Raw genomic sequence first — 20,579 nt, forward strand, 5'->3', positions numbered from 1 at the left:
CATGCCTTTGTCCGAAATCAATGCTGAACGTAAACGAGAACAGCGGCTCCTCGAACGGTTTATGTGGCTCTCCATCACAGCGTCCGTCATCACCATTGCTTTGAAGATGGCAGCGGCCGGCATTACGGGATCAGTCGGTTTCCTCTCCGACGCCATCGAGTCCGTGATCAACCTGGTTGCTGCCCTCGTCGGCCTGTGGGCACTGAAGCTTTCCGCCAAGCCCGCAGACGAAAACCACAACTTTGGCCACGCGAAGGCCGAGTACTTCTCCGCGCAGGTGGAGGGCTCGCTGATTCTGGTGGCGTCCGTGGCCATTATCTATACGTCCGTGCAGCGCATTATTCACCCGCAGCCGGTTGAGCAGATCGGTATCGGCCTGGCGTTTTCTGTTGCCGCCACGGTACTAAACCTCGCGGTGGGCGTCGCGCTGGTGAAAGCTGGGAAGAAGTACCGCTCCTCAACACTGGACGCCGACGGCCACCACCTCCTCACTGACGTGTGGACCACGGTCGGAGTGATCGTCGGCATCGCGGCGGTCTGGATTACGGACTGGCAGCTGCTCGACCCGATCATCGCGCTGTGCGTCGGCTTCAACGTCCTGTTCACCGGCTACCGCCTGCTCAAAGGCGCCATTCTTGGGCTGCTCTCGGAAGCGCTGCCGCAAGATGAGCTGGAGAAGCTGCACGGCTTCCTTAATAGCTACGCTGCCGAGCACGACGTCGAGTTCACGTCGGTGCGCACGGCTGCGTTTGGCCGCGATCGGCTTATCAGCCTCGTCGTGCAGGTCCCCGGCGGGTGGACTGTGGCGTACTCCCACGAGCACGCCGACGCCATCGAGGATGGCATCACTGCGGTCATCGGTGAGTCGGAAACGATCGTGCATGTGGAGCCTGCCGGGTACCACACCCGCACCGGACCGCTCTGGGCTTAAGAACCGTTTTCAGTCACTGACGCATACTGTTCGCTGAGCTTGTCAGCCTCGGTGACGTAAAACATTGCGCGCTTCCCCATCGACTCGTCGCGCTTGTCGGTGCGGGCCTGTAAATCTTCGATCTCGGACTCGGGCACGCCGATGCCCCGCATCTCGTCTGTCTTTGACCAGATGGTAATGATGGCGTCTTCGAAGGCGGGCTCGTCCATCACGCCTGGATCGGCATCGGGCGCGGTCTCTGCTTCCTGCGAAGCCGGTGCGGCGGGTGTTTGCTCGAATGGGAGGGGCTGGGTGGTGCACGAAGTGGCCGTCGATACGCAGGCGGCGGCGAGTGCTGCGACGAAAAGCTTTGAGTGTTTCATTCTGCTTATTCTAACCACCGAAATTCGCTGGTCATACGATTAAGATACAGAGGTATGGCTGTACAGCATGGAACGATTCCACCACCGGCGCTCCAGCAGCGCGCCCCCTCCCTTTCGAAAAAGCAGTGGGCGGGCCTCATTCTTGGCGCCGTGCTCTTCGCGCTCCCCTTCTTTTTCAACATCCCTGGCCTCGAGGCTCCCGGCCAGCGGATGCTTTCTATTTTCCTGTTAGCGATTGTCTTCTGGATCCTCGAGCCGATCCCGCTGACCGCGACCGCGGTGCTAGTGATCTTCTTCGAGGTCATCCTGCTTTCAAAGGGCGCCATCGTTGACCCGACGGGTGGCGCCGAGGCGCTGAAGGAGACGGTGCTGCCGGCGTCCGACTACTTTGCGGCGCTGGCGAACCCGGTGATCATCCTGTTCTTGGGCGGGTTCATGATTGCGCATGGCGCGGAGAAGTTCGGGCTGGACAAGAACCTGGCCGCGATTATGCTGCGGCCGTTCCCGGACAAGGCGCGGCTGACGGTGCTGGGGCTCATGCTGATTACCGCGCTGCTGAGCATGTTTATGTCGAATACGGCGACGACGGCCACGATGTTCGCGGTGGTCATCCCGATTCTGCGCACGCTGCCGCCGGGTAAGGTGCGCGCGGGTGTGGCGCTGTCGATTCCGCTGGCGGCGAATGTGGGCGGCATCGGTACGCCGGTGGGCACGCCGCCGAACGCGATCGCGATTGGTGCGCTGGCGGAGTACGGCATCAAGGTGTCCTTCGCGCAGTGGATGCTGCTTGCCGTCCCGTTCATGCTGGTTGTGCTGGTGTTTGCGTGGCTGTTCCTGTGCATTGCGTTCATCCCCTCGGAGACGCGGATCTCGATTGCAATGGATGCGTCCTGGGATACGTCGTCGAACGCGAAGCTGTTTTACGCGGTGGCGGGGCTGACGATTGCGCTGTGGATGAGCGAGCCGCTGCACGGGATTTCCTCGAATATTGTCGGTTTCTTCCCCGTCGTTGCGCTGCTGAGCCTGAAAGTGATGAAGGGCAAGGACGTCCAGGCGCTGGACTGGCCGGTGTTGTGGCTGGTCTCCGGCGGTATTGCGCTGGGCACGGGCGTCGGTGCGACGGGCCTCGACGATTGGCTGGTCGGCTCCGTGAACTGGAAGGTGCTCGGCCCGATGATGATCCTGGCGCTGCTGGGCCTGATCGGGTTTGCCATGGCGAACGTCATTTCCCACTCGGCGGCGGCGAACCTGCTGGTGCCGCTGGCGGTCTCGCTGGCGATCACGCTGTCCGAGCCGAGCCCGATGCTCATCGCGGTGATTGTGGCGATCGCCTGCTCGCTGGGTATGGCGCTGCCGATCTCCACCCCGCCGAACGCGATTGCGTACGCCACGAAGGAGATCACCATCCCACAGATGGCGCAGGTCGGCCTGGTGGTGGGCACGGTGGCAACGCTGCTGTTGATCTTCGTGATGCCGTCAGTATGGACGCTGCTGGGGTTGCTGTAGATGATTCCACACTCAACAATCGCGGTCATCGGTGCGTCGGAGGCGTCGCGCACCGTCCAGAGCATCGTGCGCGACGCGTTCGGCGGCACGCATACGGTGCTCACCTACCCGTCGCTGACGGACTTGCCTCGCACGGACGACCTCGCGCTCGTCACCGTCACGGTGCACGAGCACGGGCTCACCGCCGATCACCCGCTGGTCAAATTTCTTGACGACGCCCACTACGAACACACCCGCATCATCGTCCTGACCACGGCACCGACGGTGTCGGGCCTGGACCGGCTCAGCGAGCTGGGCAGGCTGGACATGCTGGTGTACACGCCGGAGATCCACGACGAGGCCCTGGCACGGAACCTGCAGCAGCAGCTCACCCGCTATTGGGCGTCGCGCTACCACGACAACCCCGAGCTGGCGTCGAAGTACGACCAGCCGGCCGCGCCGGCCCTGGATGTGGAACTGACAAACGAGGAGATTGTCGGGCGCATTATTGATGCAGCCGACCGCCACCTTGGGCGCCAGCCACGCCTGGTGTTTCCTCCCGGGGTGAACCTGACCACGGAGGGCAAGGAGGTCGAGGAGGTCATCTTGACTATCTCGGGCGAGGTGGTGCTGCAGCGCAACACGGACGCAGGCGACATCACGATGCACCGCGGCTCGACGGGCCTGGTCATCGGCCTGTTGGCGCTGGCGGGCACGCGCATCGGGTTCTTTACCGCCCGCACCACGACGGAGGTCACCGCGGTGCAGCTGCCGATGGACCAACTCAACTACCTGCTCGACATCGCCCCTGGCCTGGACCGCATGCTCGCTGTGTTGCTGGTGCGCTCCTACGACCGGCGCCTGCGCCGCTCCGAGGACAGCCAGGTGCACCAGCATGAGATGACCGTGGAGCTTGAGCAGGAGCGGGCGCGGCTGAGCACCGCCCTGCGCAATTTGGAGGAGGCCCGCCGCGAGTTGATGAGCCAGGCCCGGTTCGCCTCGCTCGGCGAGCTGGCGGCGGGGGTTGCCCACGAGTTGAACAACCCGATGGCCGCGATTGAGCGAACGGCGGCGCATCTCGGAGAGGACGTCGATACGCTGCTGGCTTCGAGCCCGAACCGGAAGTGGCGCGAGGGCGTACTGAAGGCGTTTGACCAGGCGAAACTAGCTCCCTCGGTGAGTACGAAGGAGGCACGCAGGTTGCGGCGTGAGCTCACGGAGATCATCGGTGACCGCGCGCTCGCGCAACGCTGGGTGCTCGCCGGGCTTCACGACGACGCCTTTGCCAAGCAGGTGGCCCGCTCCCGCAGGCTCGACTTCGACACCATCGAGCGCGCCGCGGCGATCGGCACTGGGGTGCGCAACCTCTCCACCGCGGCGACCCGCATCACGGAACTCGTCGCTTCGCTGCGCTCGTACGCGCGCCCAGACGGCGACCCCGTCACCGACGTCAATGTCCACGAGGGTATTGACGACACGCTGCGCCTCATCTCGCACCGACTCGATAACGTCGAGGTCATCCGCGATTACGCGGAGCTGCCTAACATCACGTGCATGCCGGGCCAGCTGGCCCAGGTGTGGACGAACCTGCTGACCAACGCCGCCGAGGCAATGCAAGACACGGGCGTTGGCAGCACAGTCACGATCAGAACCAGCGCGCCAGAGCCGGGCTGGATCGAAGTCGACATTATTGATGACGGCCCCGGCATCCCCGGCGAGCGCCTCGAGCGACTCTTCGAACCCCGATTCACCACGAAGAACGGCCAGGTGCGCTTCGGGATGGGGATCGGCCTGAGTGTGTGCCGAAGCATCATCAATAAGCACCACGGAACCATCACGCTGGAGTCCTCCCCGCGGGGCACCCAAGCCAGCGTTCGCCTACGTATCAACGGACCAAGGAGACACCATGAACCTCACCATTCTGATTCTTGAAGATGAAGCCGAAGTGCGCGCCGCCCTTGAGCGCGACCTCCTCTCGTTTGCGGACACCGTCCGCCTGGAGGTTGCCTCCAGCGCCGACGAGGCATGGGAGGTTATCGACGAGCTCAGCGACGACGGCGACCTCCTCGCGCTCGCGCTGTGTGATCACCGCATGCCCGGGACCACCGGCGTGGAGTTCCTAGTACAGATGATGCAGGACCCACGCACCGCGGCGACCCGGAAGGTGCTGGTCACCGGGCAGGCGCAGCTCAAGGACACTGTGCACGCGGTGAACGAGGCGAACCTGGACTACTACATCGCCAAGCCGTGGGACGTCGAGGAGCTCCACCAGGTGGTGCGCAATATGCTCACGGACTACGTGGAGGCGCTCGACATAGACCCGCTGCCCTACTTCGATGTGCTTGACCAGCAGCGGGCGCTGACACTTACCCGCCACCGGGACTAGCGGGCCTAGTGGATCGAAGTCGGGGTGTGCTCAGGCGGAATCTTCGGGTGGTCGAGGAGGTCGAACCCGAAGAGGATCCGGTCCTTGACCCCGGCCAGGATCGCTTCGACGGAGTAGACGTCGCGGAACGTCTGCTTCGTAAACACTTCGGCGGGTGAGCCTTCGGCGTAGATCTGGCCCTCGTGCAGCACGATGATGTGGTCGGCGAAGCGCTCAATCAGGTCGATCTGGTGTAGGGTCACCACCGTCGTGATGTTGCGCTGGACGGTGAGGTCCTTGATCTGGTGCAGGATGCGGTACTGGTTTTCGATGTCGAGGGCGGAGGTGGGCTCGTCGAAAAGGAGAATCTCGGGGCGCTTCACCATCGCCTGCCCGATGAACACTTTCTGGCGCTGCCCGCCGGAGAGGTTGCGGATCGCGACGTCGCGGAGAGGCTGCAGCTCCAGCATGTCCAGCACTTCGTTGACGTCGTCGATGTCTTCCTGCGTGGTGCGGATGCCCAGCTTGGATACTTTGCCGATCATCACCGTTTCGAAGACCGTGAACGGCAGGTCACCCTCCGTGTGCTGGTTCAGGTAGGAAATGGTGCCAGTGGTTTCGATGTCGCCGGAGATCTTCTTGCCGCGCCGCTGGTTGTGTGAGCGGACAATCGACGTCATCAGCGTGGTCTTGCCCGCGCCGTTGCGTCCCATCAACACGGTGACCTCGCCGGGTTTGGCTTGGAAGCTGATGTCCTTGATGATCTGGCGCTCGCCGTAGTCGAACGAGAAGTTCTTGACGCGAATCATGCCGCTACACCGCCCTTTGACGGCGCTGGCTTGTCAGCGCATAGACCAAGAACGGGATACCGATAATCGAGCTGATGATGCCGATTGGGACCACAACGCCCGGGACGATCAGCTTCGAGAGGATCGAGGACACCAGCAGGATCATCGCACCAAGAATGGCGGAGCTGGTCAGGTAGAACCGTTGGTCCTCGGAGACCAGTCGGCGCGCCAGGTGCGGCGCGGCCAGGCCGATGAAGCCGATCTTGCCGCAGAAACTCACCGCCAGCGCAGTCAGGATCGAGGCCAAGACGAGGGAGAGGATCTTCACACGCCCGACTTTGACGCCGAGCGCTTCGGCTCGGGCTTCGCCGAACTTCAGCGCGGTCAGGTTCCACGCGTTGCGCAGCAGCACCGCGAAGACTACGACGAACATGGAGAGCAGAATCCACGCTTGCGGGTAGGAGGCGCGGGTCAGCCCGCCCATCGTCCAGAAGACGATGTACGACAGGCTCTCCTCGGATGCGCGGTACTGGATCAGAGACAGGAAGGCATCGAAAAGAAAATTCAGCGCGATACCCGCGAGCACCAGTGAGGAGTTACTCATCTCGATATATTTGCCCACCGCGAAGATCACCAGCACAGAGAGCAGTGCGAGCACCAGCGCACCGCCGGTAACAAATACCATCGGCAGCGCCATCACGAACACGATGGCAGCACCAAGGCTTGCCGCCGAGGACACGCCAAGCGTGAACGGGCTGGCAAGCGGGTTATTCAGGATCGTCTGCATCACGGCACCCGCCAACCCCAGACTCATCCCCACCCCAACTGCCATGAGGGCAGCCGGCATGCGCATGCGGAAAAACGCAATGTGCTCAACCGAATCAGGATCTAGCACGGCAGAGAAGTTCGAGAGCTTGATGTTGGCGGGGCCGACGCAAAGATCCACCACGAAAAGGACTACGACCGCCAAAATGGCAAATGCGACCAGCAGTCCTTTCGGGAGGCTTTTTGTTCTTGCCTTACTCATACTTGATGAACCAGGTTCCCTCGTATGGGATCGGCATGTACTTGTCGAAGTACTCCTTGATCAGCGCTTCCGGATCCAGGTCCGCGAACTCCTCCGGGTGGAAAAGCTTGGCAAGCTGCGCGTAGGAGTAGAAGTCAAGCATTTCGCGGGTCATAGGGTGACCAATCGCGTACAGCTCGTTGTTCTGGATTGCCTTAAGCTTGTCCCAGCCCTCGCGCTGGCGGAACGGCTCCATCGAGGCCAGCGCCTCCTCATTGGAGACGGAGAAGCCCATCTTGACCGAGTCCGGCTGGTTCGCCCACAGGGAACCCGAGAGCACGATTTTGTCCGGGTTGCTGACCAAGACCTGTTCGGCGGAGAGCGCCTCGGCGTCGTCCGCAGCCATAAAGTGCGTCGCGATGTTGTCCGCGCCAACGGCGTCCAGGATGGCACCCCACATGATGCCGGCGCCGTAGGTGTTGCCGAATTCGGTTGGGCCGTTCGAGGTCGTCTCAAAGTAGACGGACGTGGTGCGGTCCAGCTTCGAAGCGCGCTCCTCGATATCGCCGACGACGTCCTCGTAGAACTTCGTGATCTCGTCGACATTCTTCGTCAGCCCGGTGGCTTCAGCGATGATCTTGGTGGACTCAATATGGTTTTCCAGCTTTTGGCTGTGGTAATCGATGTAGATTACCGGGATGCCAGTCTGTTCAGCGATGACATCCATCTTTGCTTTCTGGCGAACCGGAGCAATGACTCCGTCGACACCCATCGTCAAAAGTTGTTCGGCGGAGATCTGATCCTTCGTCGCATCACCAATCTTCGGGATATCAGCAAGCTCCGGGTTCGCCTTAAGCAAAAGGTCCCACAGGTCCTGTCGGTTGGACTCAAGGCCCTTGTCCATCGCAGCGATCTTGGACGTGTAGTTGTCCCGGTCGAGGGCCGCCATCGTCAAAAGCGGCCCGCCTGAACCAGAAAGCTGGATGGCTGCGTGCTCGAGTGGCTTCTCCAGCTGAATCGTGTTCCCGGTGATGTCCATGATGGTCACTGCATGCGAGGCATCTGCGGCGGTCTGGCTCGTTTCCGAGGCAGTCTCGTTGTCCGCAGGGCTACTGCACCCAGTCACTGTCCACATCATCGCGGCACAGAGCACTACAGCTGGGAGGGATTTCTTCGCGGAGAAGGCCATATGTATCGACTTTCACTGTGGTTTGGTTGCACCGATTCCGAGCAAGGAATGTGAAGGCGCAAGGGTGGATGGCTCCACCCAACTAGCAAATGTTCAATTAATAAATTGAACAACCAAATTACAGCACATGTGAAAGCGATACGTCAAGCCTGTCAATTTATTGTGAGACCTCTTCTGAAGCCTCCGCAATCGCGGCCGCGAGGCGCTGAGCCGCCTGCGCGATCTCCTCGTCGCTGATCACCAGCGGCGGCGTCAGGCGGATCACGTCATCCGCCGGCGCGTTGAGGATCACGCCGTGCTCAAGGCCAAGCTTGACGACGCGCTTCGCCACCGGCCGCTCCAGCACCACGCCGAGCATGAGCCCACGCCCACGAACTGCCTTGACACCCGGGATCTTCGAGGCGGCGTCGTAAAGCACCTGACCTTTGCGACGCACCTCCTCGAGGAAAGCGTCGTCGATGGTGGCCAGCACTGCCGTGGCCGCCGCGCACGAGACGGGGTTGCCGCCGAACGTGGTGCCGTGACTGCCCGGAGTGAAGAGCTTCGCCGCCTCGCCGCGGGCGATCGTCGCGCCGATGGGCAGGCCGCCGCCGAGCCCCTTGGCCATAGTGATCACGTCCGGGAGCACGCCCTCGTGTTGGAAGGCGAAGAAGTCGCCGGTGCGGCCGACGCCGGTCTGCACTTCGTCGGCGATGAAGAGGATGCCGTGCTTGTCGCACAGCTCGCGGACCTGGGTGAGGAAGCCTTCCGGGGCGGGGATGACGCCGGTCTCGCCCTGGATGGGCTCCAGGATGATGGCCGCGGTATCCGAAGGGTTCTGTTCCACGAGTGCGGTGAGCGCCTCAATGTCGCCGTAGGGGTAGAACTCCACGCCGGCGGGCAGGGGCTCGAACGGCTTTTGCTTGTCGGGCTGGCCGGTCATGGCGAGCGCGCCCATGGTGCGGCCGTGGAAGCCGTGCTGCGCTGCGAGGATGCGGCGGCGGCCGGTCAGGCGCGCGAGTTTGAACGCGGCCTCGTTGGCCTCGGTGCCGGAGTTGCCGAAGTAGACGCGGGCGGTGTTGTCGCCGACGTGCTCGCGGAGTGCCTCGGCGACCTTGACCACGGGTGCGGAGCCGAACAGGTTCGAGACGTGGCCGAGCGTCGATAGCTGGTTGGTGACCGCCTCGACCACTGCCGGATGCGCATGGCCGAGCGCGTTGACCGCGATGCCGGCCAGCATGTCGATGTACTGCTTGCCATCCGCGTCGGTCACGGTGGAACCGGAACCTTCGACGAGCTCGATTGGCGGAACCGGGTAGTTATCTAAAAGCGCGCCCGCCCAACGCTGCGTGAAGTCCTTCATGCGTCATCCTTTCTAAAAATGGTGCCGTCCGGGTACTGGGAACGGTCGTAATCATCTGGCAGAACCATGGTGCCCACCCCGCCCATCGTGAGCAGCTCAAGCAGGACGGAGTGCGCGACGCGCCCGTCGATGACGTGGGCGGCTTTCACCCCGCCCTGCACTGCAGTCAGGCACGCCTCCATCTTGGGGATCATGCCCGAGTCCAGCGCTGGCAGCATCTGCTCGAGGTCCCCGGCCTCGATCTTAGACAGCAGCGAGTCCCTATTCGGCCAGTCTGTATAGAGGCCCTCCACGTTGGTGAGCACCACGAGGCGCTCCGCGCCGATCGCCGCGGCGAGTGCGCCAGCTGCCTCGTCGGCGTTGATGTTGTACACCTCGCCGTTCTCGCCCGGCGCGATGCCGGAGACCACCGGGATGCGCCCGGCCTCGATGATGTCCATGACGGCGGCGGGGTTCACGTCGGTGATCGTGCCGACGAGCCCGATGTCGCGGGTTTCGCCGTCGACGTCGACGGTGCGGCGCTTCGCGGTGAACAGGCCGGCGTCCTCGCCGGAGGTGCCCACCGCGTAGGGCCCGTGGGAGTTGATCTTGCCCAGCAGGTCACGCCCGACCTGGCCGAAGAGCACCATGCGCACCACGTCCAGGATCTCCGGGGTGGTGACGCGGAAGCCGCCGACGAACTCGCCGCCGTCGAGGCCGAGCCGGGAGAGCATCGCGCTGATCTGCGGGCCGCCGCCGTGGACGACGACGGGCTTCGCGCCGACGGTGCGCAGGAAGACCATGTCTGCGGCGAACGCGGCCTTGAGGTCTTCGTCGATCATGGCGTTGCCGCCGTACTTGACCACGACGATTTTGTCGCGGTAGTGCTGCAGCCACGGCAGTGCTTCTGCCAGGACGGTTGCCCGCTGCTCGCTGCTGAGATTCGGTAACACGACTGCCTCCTAGCTGCTGTATGCGGAGTTGATTTCGACGTAGGCGTGCGACAGGTCGGTGGTGCGCACGGTGGCGCTGCCCTGCCCGCCGGTGCCGAGGTTGACGACGACCTCGATGTCCGCCCCGCTCAAGTCCACATCGCGTGCGCCCGGCGCGCCCGCGGACTGCGCGCACACGGTGTGCCCGTTGAAGGTGACGGAGATGTTCTCGGCGTCCATCTCGGCCTCGGCCATGCCGACGGCGGCGAGCACGCGGCCCCAGTTCGGGTCGGAGCCGAACATTGCGGTCTTGACTAGGTTGTCGCGCCCGATTGTCCGGGCTGCGTTGAGCGCCTGGGCGTCGTCGGCTGCGCCTTCGACGGTGATGGCCACGCGCTTGGTCACGCCTTCGGCGTCGGACTGCATCATGGCTGCGAGCTGCGAGCAGGCGTCCTGCATCGCGGCGTCGAGTTCCTCTTGCGTCGGGGTGACGCCGCTTGCGCCGCTGGCCATGGCGATGACGGTGTCGTTGGTGGAGGTGGAGCCGTCGATATCGAGGGTGTTGAAGGTGGTGGCGACGGCGCGCTCGAGCGCGGCCTGCAGCGCTTGGCTCTCGACGTCTGCGTCCGTGGTGATGCACACGAGCATCGTGGCCAGCGACGGCGCCATCATGCCGGCGCCCTTGCCCATCCCGCCGAGCGTCCACCCGTCACCATTGACGACGACCTCTTTCGCCACAGTATCCGTGGTTTTGATGGCGACGGCGGCGTCCGCGCCATGGTCGCCGAGTTGCTTCACAACGACCCCGATGCCGTGCTCAACCTTGTCCATCGGCAGCACGTCGCCGATGATGCCGGTGGAGCACACCGCGATGTGCGAGGCGTCCGCCCCGATGCCTGCGGCGGTCAGCTGCTGCATTGCCTTGGCGTCTTCCACACCCTGCGCGCCGGTGCAGGCGTTGGCGTTGCCGGAGTTAAACACGACGGCTTGGAGCGCGCCGCCTTTGATTACCTCGCGGCTGACCTTGACCGGGGCTGCGAACACCTTGTTGCGGGTAAATACGGCTGCGGCCGCTTGCTTGGGCCCTTCGTTGACCACGACGGCCATGTCCGGCTTGCCGGATGTCTTGATGCCGGCCGAGGTTGCGGCGGCGCTGAATCCTTTGGGGGCGGTAACACCAGTAGTGCTCATGATGAAATGTCCTTTACGGTCCTGTACGAGAAGAAGTGGAGGTGGAATAGGGCTGGCGGTTACGGGGCCACCCCGGCTCGCGAGAGTCCCGCGGTCTCCTCGAGCCCGAGTGCGAGGTTCATGCACTGCACGGCACCGCCGCCGGTGCCTTTGGTGAGGTTATCGATGGCGCTGGTGACTACCAGCTTCTTGGCCGCCTCATCCACTTCCACTTGCACGTGGCACATGTTTGAGCCAACCACGTGCTGCGTCTGCGGCTGCTGCCCTGCCGGGAGCAGGGTGATGAACGCTTCGCCCGCGTAGGCGGCTTCGTAGGCCGCGCGGGCAGTCGCAGCGTCCACGCCCTGGGCAAGGGGTGCGACCACGGTGGTGAGGATGCCGCGTGGCAGCGGTGCAAGCACTGGCGTGAAGCTGATGCCGACCGGAGCCTGCGCTACTTCCTGCAAGTTCTGCTGGATCTCCGGGGTGTGCCGGTGAGCACCGCCCGCACTGTAGGCCTTCAGCGAGCCCATCGTTTCCGCACCCAGCATGGCAACGCTTGCCTTCTTGCCGGCACCGGACACCCCGGTGACGGAGACGATAGTCAGGTCCGGTGCAACCAGGCCGGATGCCACCGCGGGCCATGCCGCGAGGGTCGCGCCCGTAGGGAAGCATCCTGGCACCGCGATCCGCGTGGCAGCCGCAATCTGCTCGCGGTGGCCGGGCAGCTCCGGCAGGCCGTACGGCCAGGAACCGGCGTGCTCGGAACCGTAGTAGTGCTGCCAAGCATCGGCGCTGCGTAGGCGGAAGTCGGCGGCGCAGTCGATAACGGTGACCTCTGGCGGCAGCGCCGCGCCGATCTTCGCGGAGTGCCCGTGCGGCAGGCCGAGGAAGACGACGTCGTGGCCCGCGAGCACCTCTACGGTGGTGGGTTCGATGACGCGGTCGGCGAGCTCGGGCAGGTGCGGCATGAGCTCCGCTACCGAGGCTCCCGCGTTGGAGGCTCCGGTGAGCGCACCGATCTCGAGCTCGCCCGCGAGGTATGCCGGGTGGCCGAGCAGCAGGCGGAGGATCTCGCCGCCGGCGTACCCGGTAGCGCCCGCGACTGCTACGTTCAACACTTTTTGCCCTGACATACACGGCAGCGTAACAGATATACGGCGCACTGTATGTTATTCAGGAAAATTTCTTTCCTCCTACCCCCGGAAACACGTCTGCCCACTACCGAAACGAAATCGGCAGTGGGCAGTGAACGCGTATTTTATGCCATTAGGGCATAATCATGCAGGTTAGATAACACCCTGCGCCAGCATCGCGTCAGCGACCTTTTTGAAGCCCGCGATGTTCGCGCCGGCAACGTAGTCGCCCTCCATGTCGTACTCCTTCGCGGTGCGATCAACCGTCTTGAAGATGTTCGACATGATTTCGTGCAGGCGCTGGTCGGTGTACTCGAAGGACCAGGAGTCGCGCGAGGCGTTCTGCTGCATCTCCAGCGCGGAGGTGGCCACGCCACCTGCGTTGGCGGCCTTGCCCGGCGCGAACGCGATCCCCTTCTGCTGGAAGTAGTGGGCAGCCGCTGGGGTGCACGGCATGTTGGCACCCTCGGCGACGTAGCGGACACCGTTGTCCACGAGGAGTTTGGCGTCGTCACCGTTGAGCTCATTCTGGGTGGCACACGGCAGGGCAACATCCGCCTGGACCTCCCACACGTTGCCATCCCGGTGAAATTCGACGCCCTCGCCGGCCTCAGCCGCGTAGGTGGAGATGCGCCCGCGGCGCACTTCCTTAACATCCTTGAGCAGTTCGATGTCCACGCCGTTCGGGGTGGTGACGTAGCCGGAGGAGTCCGACATGGCCACAACCACGCCGCCGAGCTGCTGCACCTTCTCCGCAGCGTAGATAGCCACGTTGCCAGAGCCGGACACGATAACCTTGGAGCCTTCGAAGGACTCGCCGTGCGTCTGCATCATCTCGGAGGTGAGGTAGACCAGGCCATAGCCGGTTGCCTCGGTGCGCACGAGGGAGCCGCCCCACTTCAGGCCTTTGCCGGTGATCACGCCGGACTCGTGGCTGTTTTCCAGGCGGCGGTACTGGCCAAAGAGGTAGCCGATCTCGCGGGCGCCAACGCCGATGTCACCGGCTGGCACGTCGCGGTATTCGCCGATGTGGGTGTGCAGCTCCGTCATGAAGGACTGGCAGAACCGCATGATCTCGGCGTCGGACTTGCCCTTCGGGTCGAAGTCGGAGCCACCCTTCGCGCCGCCGATTGGCAGGCCGGTCAGGGAGTTCTTGAAGATCTGCTCGAAGCCCAGGAATTTGATGATGCCCAGGTTGACGCTCGGGTGGAACCGCAGCCCGCCCTTGTATGGGCCGAGCGCGGAGTTGAACTGCACGCGGAAGCCGCGGTTGACCTGGATTTGCCCATTGTCATCGACCCACGGGACGCGGAACACAAGTTGACGCTCTGGCTCGCAAAGACGCTCGATGAGTCCGTAGTCAGCGTAGTGAGGATCCTTGTTGAGGACGATCTTGAGGGAGTCAAGCACTTCCGCGAGCGCCTGGTGGAACTCCGGTTCCCCCGCGTTCCTCTTTTGCAATTTGCCGTAATAGTCAGAGATCTGTTGATCGATAGACATGTGAATCCTTTCTTCGTGGCGCCCCTTCCGTGGCGAGCACTTCATTGGCTGGACCCCTGTTAGTTTTCCCTCATTGCACGAGCAGCGCAGCAGAAAACAACGCAAACTTTTGGGACATAAGTCACATTTTTCGCGCCCATACCCCTCGCTGCTTTTCGACACCCCTCCGCCCACCCCGCACACCCCACTCGAACACGCCTTCGCCAATATGGACGCTGTATCCCGACCTCTACCTGCTAAAACGAGCCAACAGCACGACCGATACAGCGCTGCCCGCGTGCTTGCCCACCGAAATGTCGGGTCCGTTCGCTACATTGCAGCAACACCAACGACCCCGAAGGAGACCAATCATGACAACAACGCCCACAGTGCGGTTCCATGGCTACCCGAAACGCCCTGTCCCCGACATTTACGGTGGCTCCGACTGGGATCTGCCAATGACCGATCGCGATAGCACCTCGATCTTCTTCCTCGTGGAGTACTTGAAAATCACCGATCCGGACAACGCGAACGAGCCAACGGCCTACACAATGCTCCGCGAGCTTAGCGACGAACACCGCGCAATGGAAGTAAACGTATTCAATTATCTGCGCGAGACACCAGGGATCCAGGAGGAGAAAGACCAGGCGTTTTACCGGGTGATGTTCCAGTTCCGCCAATACCAAGCTGGTCAACTCGCGGCTAAAGCCCTGGAGGTCGCCGACGGGAATCCGTACAAGGTGGTCGGGATGATGCGCTACCACTACCCATCTATAGAATGCGCCTGGGTTGTCGACGCCGTCATGAAAACCACCGTCGAGGAAGCATTGAAAACGCTCGGGAGGGACCACAGCCCGCAGGCCGTCGAGGAGCTGTGGTTGGAACTCAACCAGGAGGCGGACCTGATCGCGCAGGCGAAGAGGGTGTTGCGTCTCGCCGGGTGGGCGAAGGACGTCGCCGACATCCCGCGCAGCAGAGAAGCGATGGTACAGATCTTCCTGCAAGACCAGAACGATGCCGCCTGGACCGTGATTGACCAGCACCTGACGGAGCCGATCAACGCCCTCATGGACGAGCAAGAAGAGGAAGACCCCTGGGCGGTGGACTGGGACAGTTAGACCTGGTGCCCTGCTTGCCCGCTGTTCATCTCTGCGCAATTAGCGAAGAGCGGCTCCTGGCACTGCCGCTCGTTCGCAAGTTTGCGAAGCGAAACAAACGGCTACATACTCCGCTACCGGATATTCACTCAGGTGTTACCGGATACTCACCGGATACTCACCACGCCGCTACCATTTCAGTCTTCTAAACACCCACCCTAACGAACAGTGAGTTAAAGGCGATGGATGTAATGCTCGAACTGTTCACTTGGGGCGTACCGAGTAATACAGAGGGTAGAAAGCGTGTTTGACGGTGCGGTAAAATTAAGCATCAAACCTGTCTCGACTGATAGTCAGCCCATTACGAAAAGCGAAGGAGAAATACTTGCCCCGCAAATATGACCTCAGCAAACCAGGTGACCTTCGTAGGTGGACTCAAAGCATCCAAAAGGATATCCAGAAAGAGTTTGACCGGGAAGCGAAACGAAATCCAATACGGATGCCACTCCAGGTAGAACCCACGCGCCCTCCTCACCAATGGGAAAATTCTCACCCGACCGTAGTGAACTATACCTATAACGGGCCAGTGGTAAATGGAGATGGCTCAAGAGTCCAGTTCGCTACAAATATTCAAGGCAACGTCAATCAAAAGCAATCAGAGCAGGTGAAAAACGGCTACGAAGAAATTGCACAACTGGTAGACCGTGTTTTGCAAATCGCGACTAGCTTCGAGCTAAATGAGACGGAACGGAAGTATGCCGAGGAAGAAGCTGAATCAGTCCTTGCAGAGGTTACAAGAGAATCACCAGACAATTCGGTAATTAGTAGGGGGTTGGCAGCTATGCGGGGATTCCTCTCGCCTTTGGCTATGGGACTAAACGAGGCTGTGACGGATGAATCCAAGGAAGTAGCTGCCAGCCTAATCCGTGAAATCGGGGAAGCAATCCAGGCGTTATCGTAAAATAACGTCCCGGAACCTCCTGTCCAGCGTGCAATCTTCCTTTTCTGTTCAAGCAACTTCCCCGGGACGCAAACCTCCAGATTAAATCTAGTTGTTGGTGAGTTTCGCGTAGTTGGCGAACAAGAGTTCCTGGCGCTGACGCTCGGTAGTCAGCTTGCGCAACGCACCAAAAGCTTTATCCACTTCCCGGTTGAGCGCGTCGTGCGCCTTAACGAGCTTGGGTTCCATGATGCTGGCAGAGTAAAGCTGGGCTAACGAACGATCGGGAAATTCGGAACGTGCGGTAAGGACTTTTTTACCGGCATCCGCAATTCGATTCTTCTCTGTTTCATCTAAGCCTGGGAGCGGAAAATTGTTCCATGTGATGGTGCTCGAAAAGCTGATGTCAGACTTGAGCCTTCCGCCGACTGTTTTCATCCATGTGATGAACATGCTCGATGAAGCGATCGCAAAGATGAATCCAGAAGGGTCTACAGCTCCGTAGACTTTATTGGAGATAATGGTTCCTGGAGCCATCATTGCGACAGGTAGATACCGTCGATTTTGCGAGCTAACTTCAGGGATAGCCACGAATGGAACGTCCGACTCAAAGCCAAGCTGCCGGAATAAGTGATGATGTGGATACTCTCGCGTCGTTTTCGCTTTAGACTTTGCACGTTCTGCCGCGACGGCATCGACTCTTCTTTGGAGCTCAGGGGACTTCTCGAAGTCAAGGGGATCTAACTGCGTTAGCCACAGGCACCATCGCGGGTGATTGTTAATTAGCTCTTTTGCGCCAACATAAGGGCGAAGATACTTTACGGCGTGAGTATCGGCAGTGACTTGCTCGTAATCATCCTCCGTCACGACAAAATTTCCACCATCAGTGGCCATCGAGCCTTTGACTACTTCTGGAAGTACTGGAGACAAAGGCTGGCTGCGTTTGCCGACGAGAACATTCGAGCCGTCTACAAGGTAGGCATTGATTGCTCGCGTGACGGGGACAGCGATGGGATCGCCTTTTTCTCTCTCATAGTCCCAGAGTCGTGGCCGTGGCGATTCTTCTCGGTCAAAGCCGATAATGACGCAGTGGACAGCGGCCTTGCCGGGGGCTTCCGAGTCCCAAGTGAAAGTGCGATGAGCGAACCGGATACGCCAGTGGGCATCGAAAAACGGCTGGAATAGACGTGCGGGTTGGTCGCCTTGAGTAATGGAGTTCGTTGTAACGAAGGCAAATGAGCCTGGGCGTTTTTCTAGCAGATCGAGAGTTTTCGCGTGCCACGCTGTTACGAAATCTAGGCGTGATGTTTTAATCCCGCCCCAGGCATTTCGTAGGTCTTCAAGTTGTTCTTTGTCTCTGGTGTGATCCCCGAGAAACGGTGGGTTTCCGAACACATACGTATGTGATGCGTCGCTGGGAAGAAGTGCTTTCCAATCGAGGCGGAGGGCGTTGCCGTGGGTGATATGGGCGGTAATCGTGATGGGTAGGCGCTCTGGTGCGAGGCCTACCCGGTCCGCGAGTTCACGGTTGGCTTGGTGGTCGACCAAGAACATTGCGGTTTCGGCGATGCGGGCTGGCCACCAGTTCAGCTCAATGCCGTAGAACTGGCCGATGGAAAGCTTCTGCTCCCACGTGATATCCAGTGACATGGCGGTATTGCCTTCGCGTTCGCGGATCGCAACGATCACGTCGGTCTCGATCTTGCGCAGCTCGCGGTACGCGACGATAAGGAAGTTTCCGGAGCCACAGGCGGGGTCCATGAATACGTGTGTGGCGAGGCTGTCGCGGAACTCGCGAAGCTTTTTCACGCTGGTTGATTTTGAGTTGATGAGGCGGTCGGCTTCTTCACGGAGCTCGTCGAGAAACAGTGGGCCGAGCGTCTTCAGGATGTTCTTTTCGGACGTGTAGTGTTCGCCGTCGTCGCGACGCGCCTCCTTCGACTTCACGAGCTGGAAAAGTGAGCCGAAGATTGCTGGTGAAATGTTGGTCCACTGGAACCGGCAGGCAACCAGGATCGCGTCGCGCATCTCCGGGGTGAAGAACTGCGTCGGCATCATGGTTTCAAACAGCGCGCCGTTCACGTACGGGAACGCGGCCATCGAATCGGGGACGCGGCGGCGACGCTCCTCCGGTGTGTTGAGAACCTCGAACAGACCGGCAAGCTGCGTGCCCAGGTTCTCACTGTTGGTGTGCTCAAGAATGAAACGATAAAACAGGTCCTGTTCCCACAGCCCTGCATCATCACCGAACAGCAGGAACAGCAGGCGCGTGAGGAACATGGACGTTTCCTGCACCGCGAGCTCCTCGTCCTGCATGTTCGTAGGGGCTGCGTCGCCGACTGCTTCATCGACGTCGTCGCCGACCATGGCGGTAAACAGGTTCGCCATGATCTTTGATGCGGCGATCGAAGCCTGGGTCTGCTCAACGTGCGTGAGCTTGTCCTCGTAGCCCGCGAGGAACTTGAGTTCGTCGACGTGGTCCGTGATCTCCTCGAGCGGGAACTCGATGTTGAATCGAGTCTCTGGGTCGCCGAGGCGCATGAGTCGGATGCGGTAGAAGTCGGTGGCGATGATATAGCGGGGTTGTTCGGCGTCGTTCACGGTGCCGCCAAGCAGGTAATCGCGGGCTTGGTCGATTGCTACTTGCAGGTCGACGCCTGGTTTCTTCGCCTCACCGATGACGACTCCGGGCCAAAAGAGGTCGATGTAGCCGCGTTGTCCGCTTGAGGCACGCTTCGCGTCCTGCTCAAACAAGTCCATGCGCGAGGCCGTAATACCGAAGCATGCGAGGAGCTCTGCCCAATACGACTGCGCGTACTTGCGTTCCAGTGCGCCCTCGTCGAGCGAGCGCCACCCGTCGAGGCGTTCATTCCAGCGAAGTTTGAAAGCATCAAGGTTACGGCGCATCGTAGCGCGGTCAAGGCGCGGAGCAGTTGTCACAGAACTCATACGGGTAGCTTAACGGAGGCACCCGACATGCGAGCGGGCGAACGTCGATAAGCCTGGGGCCTCCACCGAAGATGACGTCACGTTTTGGAGAGTCGACACCTTCTGGCACAACGAGTTCGCTCAACGCCAGCGGTTTCAAATACCTCGTGCAACGATGATGGCCTCGCGGTTTTACTTAATGGCGAAATTCTCTAAGCACCAAGATAGCGGGCTGATTTGACCACCCTATTCCCGCTCTTCGCTGAAGTAGTACCCAATGATGCGCCAAAGGACGCTGATGATGACTGCGGTAATTAAGTACGCGCTGAACGCATAGCTAAAGTTCCCGCTGACTGCATAGTTGGACATGACGTTACACATCGCATCATTTCGCACGTCGTATACGAGATAAACGGGTGCTATTAAAACCATCACCACTAAGAAACGGTATGGAGAAAGTACTTTTCGCTTCACCGAAAAGGGGTCTAAGAAGAATTGGATTAGGAACCCAATTATCACGATGCATAAGGCGCTGAACAGCGCGACCGCAGCACCGAGCACCACAAGGATCATGTTTCTCTCCTAATTCTTCTTTTAGGGGTGACGCCACGGCTTTCATTGTGCCCGATCGTCGGTTCCCTGTGTCACCTGAACGGGATCTGGCTGCCTATCGGTCGTGGTGTCGCTTGAGGGGTCTCCCGATCACGTCGGGTTGCAAACGTCCCCTACGACACGTTGCCACGCGAAAACACTGATGAGGAAACTCGAGCAAACACCAGCCCGTTCCGGTCGAGGTACTTAAGGAGTGCGATGCTGGTCGTCGAAAATCAGCCGGGCTGGACGAAAATGCGCGACCTGCATCGCACTCCTTTAACACCTCGACACGAGCAAAACTCTGCAGATCAATCGAGCTACAACGCCTTTTAGCCGCAAATCTAGGTGCTAGTTTCCTCCGAACGTGACCCCTCTTCCGCAAGTCGTCGTTCGACTTTCACGCTGGACGTATAGAGGGCCTCCACAAAAGCGAGATCCCCGCCTTCCATAATCTCTCGTGCAGACTCGGCGACATTGAGCATCGAGCCGTTCTCCGTCCGGACCCCGAGGCCAAACGAGAGGTAGAGGGCTGGCTTGTCCACAATCATGGGAACGAAATCCCAAACACCATCAACCTGATCCATATACCAGCACCCCAACAGGTAAGTGATTGCTTTCTGACGTTCCTCTTCGCCGAGGTCCGAATCGCGGATCCTCTCCACTGAGCTCCGCGGGAAAGCGGCCCCACGAAGATTCGTGACATCCATATCCGGTGAGACGAGAGGCGGCTGCAAAGCCTGGTATTCGGCGAGCAGGGCGCGCGACTCTTCATCAATCTTCTGCAAGCGCGACCCGTAGGAATCAGCAAGGAAATAGCTGGCGTGCACGTCGGTGCTCATGAGGCTGCTCCTTGTAG

18 protein-coding genes are annotated in these 20,579 nt (G+C 60.8%); 6 read left to right on the forward strand and 12 right to left on the reverse strand.

Going from position 1 to position 20,579, the window contains the following annotated elements; genetic code table 11:
• Position 1 precedes the first annotated feature (1 nt).
• Positions 2-931, forward strand: a complete 930-nt coding sequence (locus tag BJP05_RS07625) for a cation diffusion facilitator family transporter (protein WP_070362897.1) — start codon at positions 2-4, stop codon at positions 929-931.
• Here BJP05_RS07625 and BJP05_RS07630 read toward each other — a convergent pair.
• On the reverse strand, positions 928-1,293 hold the full coding sequence (locus BJP05_RS07630) for a hypothetical protein (protein ID WP_070362898.1): 366 nt from the start codon (positions 1,291-1,293) through the stop codon (positions 928-930). The genes BJP05_RS07625 and BJP05_RS07630 overlap by 4 nt on opposite strands.
• A 54-nt stretch (positions 1,294-1,347) precedes the next feature.
• Between BJP05_RS07630 and BJP05_RS07635 the strand changes: the two genes are divergently transcribed.
• Genes BJP05_RS07635 through BJP05_RS07645 form a run of 3 tightly spaced genes read left to right on the forward strand, consistent with a single transcriptional unit; the run spans position 1,348 to position 5,164 of the window.
• On the forward strand, positions 1,348-2,799 hold the full coding sequence (locus tag BJP05_RS07635; protein ID WP_070362899.1) for a DASS family sodium-coupled anion symporter: 1,452 nt from the start codon (positions 1,348-1,350) through the stop codon (positions 2,797-2,799).
• Positions 2,800-4,710: a sensor histidine kinase gene (locus BJP05_RS07640; protein ID WP_084028604.1), complete on the forward strand. Its 1,911-nt coding sequence runs from the start codon at positions 2,800-2,802 to the stop codon at positions 4,708-4,710.
• The gene (locus tag BJP05_RS07645) at positions 4,685-5,164 is read left to right on the forward strand and encodes a response regulator (protein WP_070362900.1); all 480 of its coding nucleotides are present in this window, start codon (positions 4,685-4,687) and stop codon (positions 5,162-5,164) included. Before BJP05_RS07640 ends, BJP05_RS07645 begins: the two co-directional genes overlap by 26 nt.
• Before the next feature lie 5 nt (positions 5,165-5,169).
• On the opposite strand, the gene BJP05_RS07650 is transcribed toward BJP05_RS07645, so the two are convergent.
• The 8 genes from BJP05_RS07650 to gdhA all read right to left on the reverse strand — a co-directional run bounded on the left by BJP05_RS07650 (position 5,170) and on the right by gdhA (position 14,185).
• Positions 5,170-5,952: an ABC transporter ATP-binding protein gene (locus tag BJP05_RS07650; RefSeq protein ID WP_070362901.1), complete on the reverse strand. Its 783-nt coding sequence runs from the start codon at positions 5,950-5,952 to the stop codon at positions 5,170-5,172.
• A gap of 4 nt (positions 5,953-5,956) precedes the next feature.
• Complete coding sequence (locus BJP05_RS07655; RefSeq protein WP_168156197.1) at positions 5,957-6,901, reverse strand: iron ABC transporter permease; 945 nt, start codon at positions 6,899-6,901, stop codon at positions 5,957-5,959.
• Positions 6,902-6,950: 49 nt separating this feature from the next.
• On the reverse strand, positions 6,951-8,126 hold the full coding sequence (locus BJP05_RS07660) for an ABC transporter substrate-binding protein (RefSeq protein ID WP_070362903.1): 1,176 nt from the start codon (positions 8,124-8,126) through the stop codon (positions 6,951-6,953).
• Between the two features lie 157 nt (positions 8,127-8,283).
• Positions 8,284-9,468 carry an acetylornithine transaminase gene (locus BJP05_RS07665; protein WP_070362904.1) on the reverse strand — a complete coding sequence of 395 codons (1,185 nt, stop codon included), beginning with the start codon at positions 9,466-9,468 and terminating at the stop codon, positions 8,284-8,286.
• Positions 9,465-10,400: an acetylglutamate kinase gene (argB, locus tag BJP05_RS07670; protein ID WP_070362905.1), complete on the reverse strand. Its 936-nt coding sequence runs from the start codon at positions 10,398-10,400 to the stop codon at positions 9,465-9,467. The genes BJP05_RS07665 and argB overlap by 4 nt, the downstream gene beginning before the upstream one ends.
• 9 nt (positions 10,401-10,409) lie before the next feature.
• Positions 10,410-11,570, reverse strand: coding sequence for a bifunctional glutamate N-acetyltransferase/amino-acid acetyltransferase ArgJ (gene argJ, locus BJP05_RS07675; protein ID WP_070362906.1), 1,161 nt, complete (start codon positions 11,568-11,570; stop codon positions 10,410-10,412).
• 59 nt (positions 11,571-11,629) lie between these two features.
• Entirely contained in the window at positions 11,630-12,685 is a 1,056-nt protein-coding gene (gene argC / locus BJP05_RS07680; RefSeq protein ID WP_070362907.1) for an N-acetyl-gamma-glutamyl-phosphate reductase, read from the reverse strand.
• A gap of 153 nt (positions 12,686-12,838) precedes the next feature.
• Positions 12,839-14,185, reverse strand: coding sequence for an NADP-specific glutamate dehydrogenase (gene gdhA, locus BJP05_RS07685; protein WP_070362908.1), 1,347 nt, complete (start codon positions 14,183-14,185; stop codon positions 12,839-12,841).
• A gap of 350 nt (positions 14,186-14,535) precedes the next feature.
• Between gdhA and BJP05_RS07690 the strand changes: the two genes are divergently transcribed.
• Together BJP05_RS07690 and BJP05_RS07695 are read left to right on the forward strand one after the other, a co-directional pair.
• Complete coding sequence (locus BJP05_RS07690; protein ID WP_070362909.1) at positions 14,536-15,282, forward strand: hypothetical protein; 747 nt, start codon at positions 14,536-14,538, stop codon at positions 15,280-15,282.
• 364 nt (positions 15,283-15,646) lie between these two features.
• Positions 15,647-16,222, forward strand: a complete 576-nt coding sequence (locus BJP05_RS07695) for a hypothetical protein (protein WP_145945260.1) — start codon at positions 15,647-15,649, stop codon at positions 16,220-16,222.
• A gap of 87 nt (positions 16,223-16,309) precedes the next feature.
• Here the strand turns inward: BJP05_RS07695 and BJP05_RS07700 are convergent, their stop codons facing one another.
• From BJP05_RS07700 to BJP05_RS07710, 3 genes are all read right to left on the reverse strand, one after another.
• Positions 16,310-19,150 (reverse strand): DNA methyltransferase, encoded by a 2,841-nt coding sequence (locus BJP05_RS07700; RefSeq protein WP_070362911.1) that lies wholly within the window; start codon positions 19,148-19,150, stop codon positions 16,310-16,312.
• A 225-nt stretch (positions 19,151-19,375) separates the two neighbouring features.
• Entirely contained in the window at positions 19,376-19,702 is a 327-nt protein-coding gene (locus BJP05_RS07705) for a hypothetical protein (RefSeq protein WP_070362912.1), read from the reverse strand.
• Between the two features lie 362 nt (positions 19,703-20,064).
• Complete coding sequence (locus BJP05_RS07710; RefSeq protein ID WP_070362913.1) at positions 20,065-20,562, reverse strand: hypothetical protein; 498 nt, start codon at positions 20,560-20,562, stop codon at positions 20,065-20,067.
• Positions 20,563-20,579 lie beyond the last annotated feature (17 nt).

This window comes from Corynebacterium sp. NML98-0116 (assembly GCF_001767255.1).
GTDB classification, from domain to species: Bacteria; Actinomycetota; Actinomycetes; order Mycobacteriales; family Mycobacteriaceae; genus Corynebacterium; species Corynebacterium pseudogenitalium.

Coding starts and splice junctions, on each gene's coding strand:
- BJP05_RS07700 (WP_070362911.1), bottom strand. CDS start 19,150: ATGAGTTCTGTGACAACTGCTCCGCGCCTTGACCGCGCTACGATGCGC.
- BJP05_RS07645 (WP_070362900.1), top strand. CDS start 4,685: ATGAACCTCACCATTCTGATTCTTGAAGATGAAGCCGAAGTGCGCGCC.
- BJP05_RS07650 (WP_070362901.1), bottom strand. CDS start 5,952: ATGATTCGCGTCAAGAACTTCTCGTTCGACTACGGCGAGCGCCAGATC.
- BJP05_RS07635 (WP_070362899.1), top strand. CDS start 1,348: ATGGCTGTACAGCATGGAACGATTCCACCACCGGCGCTCCAGCAGCGC.
- BJP05_RS07705 (WP_070362912.1), bottom strand. CDS start 19,702: ATGATCCTTGTGGTGCTCGGTGCTGCGGTCGCGCTGTTCAGCGCCTTA.
- BJP05_RS07660 (WP_070362903.1), bottom strand. CDS start 8,126: ATGGCCTTCTCCGCGAAGAAATCCCTCCCAGCTGTAGTGCTCTGTGCC.
- argC (WP_070362907.1), bottom strand. CDS start 12,685: ATGTCAGGGCAAAAAGTGTTGAACGTAGCAGTCGCGGGCGCTACCGGG.
- BJP05_RS07690 (WP_070362909.1), top strand. CDS start 14,536: ATGACAACAACGCCCACAGTGCGGTTCCATGGCTACCCGAAACGCCCT.
- gdhA (WP_070362908.1), bottom strand. CDS start 14,185: ATGTCTATCGATCAACAGATCTCTGACTATTACGGCAAATTGCAAAAG.
- BJP05_RS07710 (WP_070362913.1), bottom strand. CDS start 20,562: ATGAGCACCGACGTGCACGCCAGCTATTTCCTTGCTGATTCCTACGGG.
- BJP05_RS07665 (WP_070362904.1), bottom strand. CDS start 9,468: ATGAAGGACTTCACGCAGCGTTGGGCGGGCGCGCTTTTAGATAACTAC.
- BJP05_RS07630 (WP_070362898.1), bottom strand. CDS start 1,293: ATGAAACACTCAAAGCTTTTCGTCGCAGCACTCGCCGCCGCCTGCGTA.
- BJP05_RS07640 (WP_084028604.1), top strand. CDS start 2,800: ATGATTCCACACTCAACAATCGCGGTCATCGGTGCGTCGGAGGCGTCG.
- BJP05_RS07625 (WP_070362897.1), top strand. CDS start 2: ATGCCTTTGTCCGAAATCAATGCTGAACGTAAACGAGAACAGCGGCTC.
- argJ (WP_070362906.1), bottom strand. CDS start 11,570: ATGAGCACTACTGGTGTTACCGCCCCCAAAGGATTCAGCGCCGCCGCA.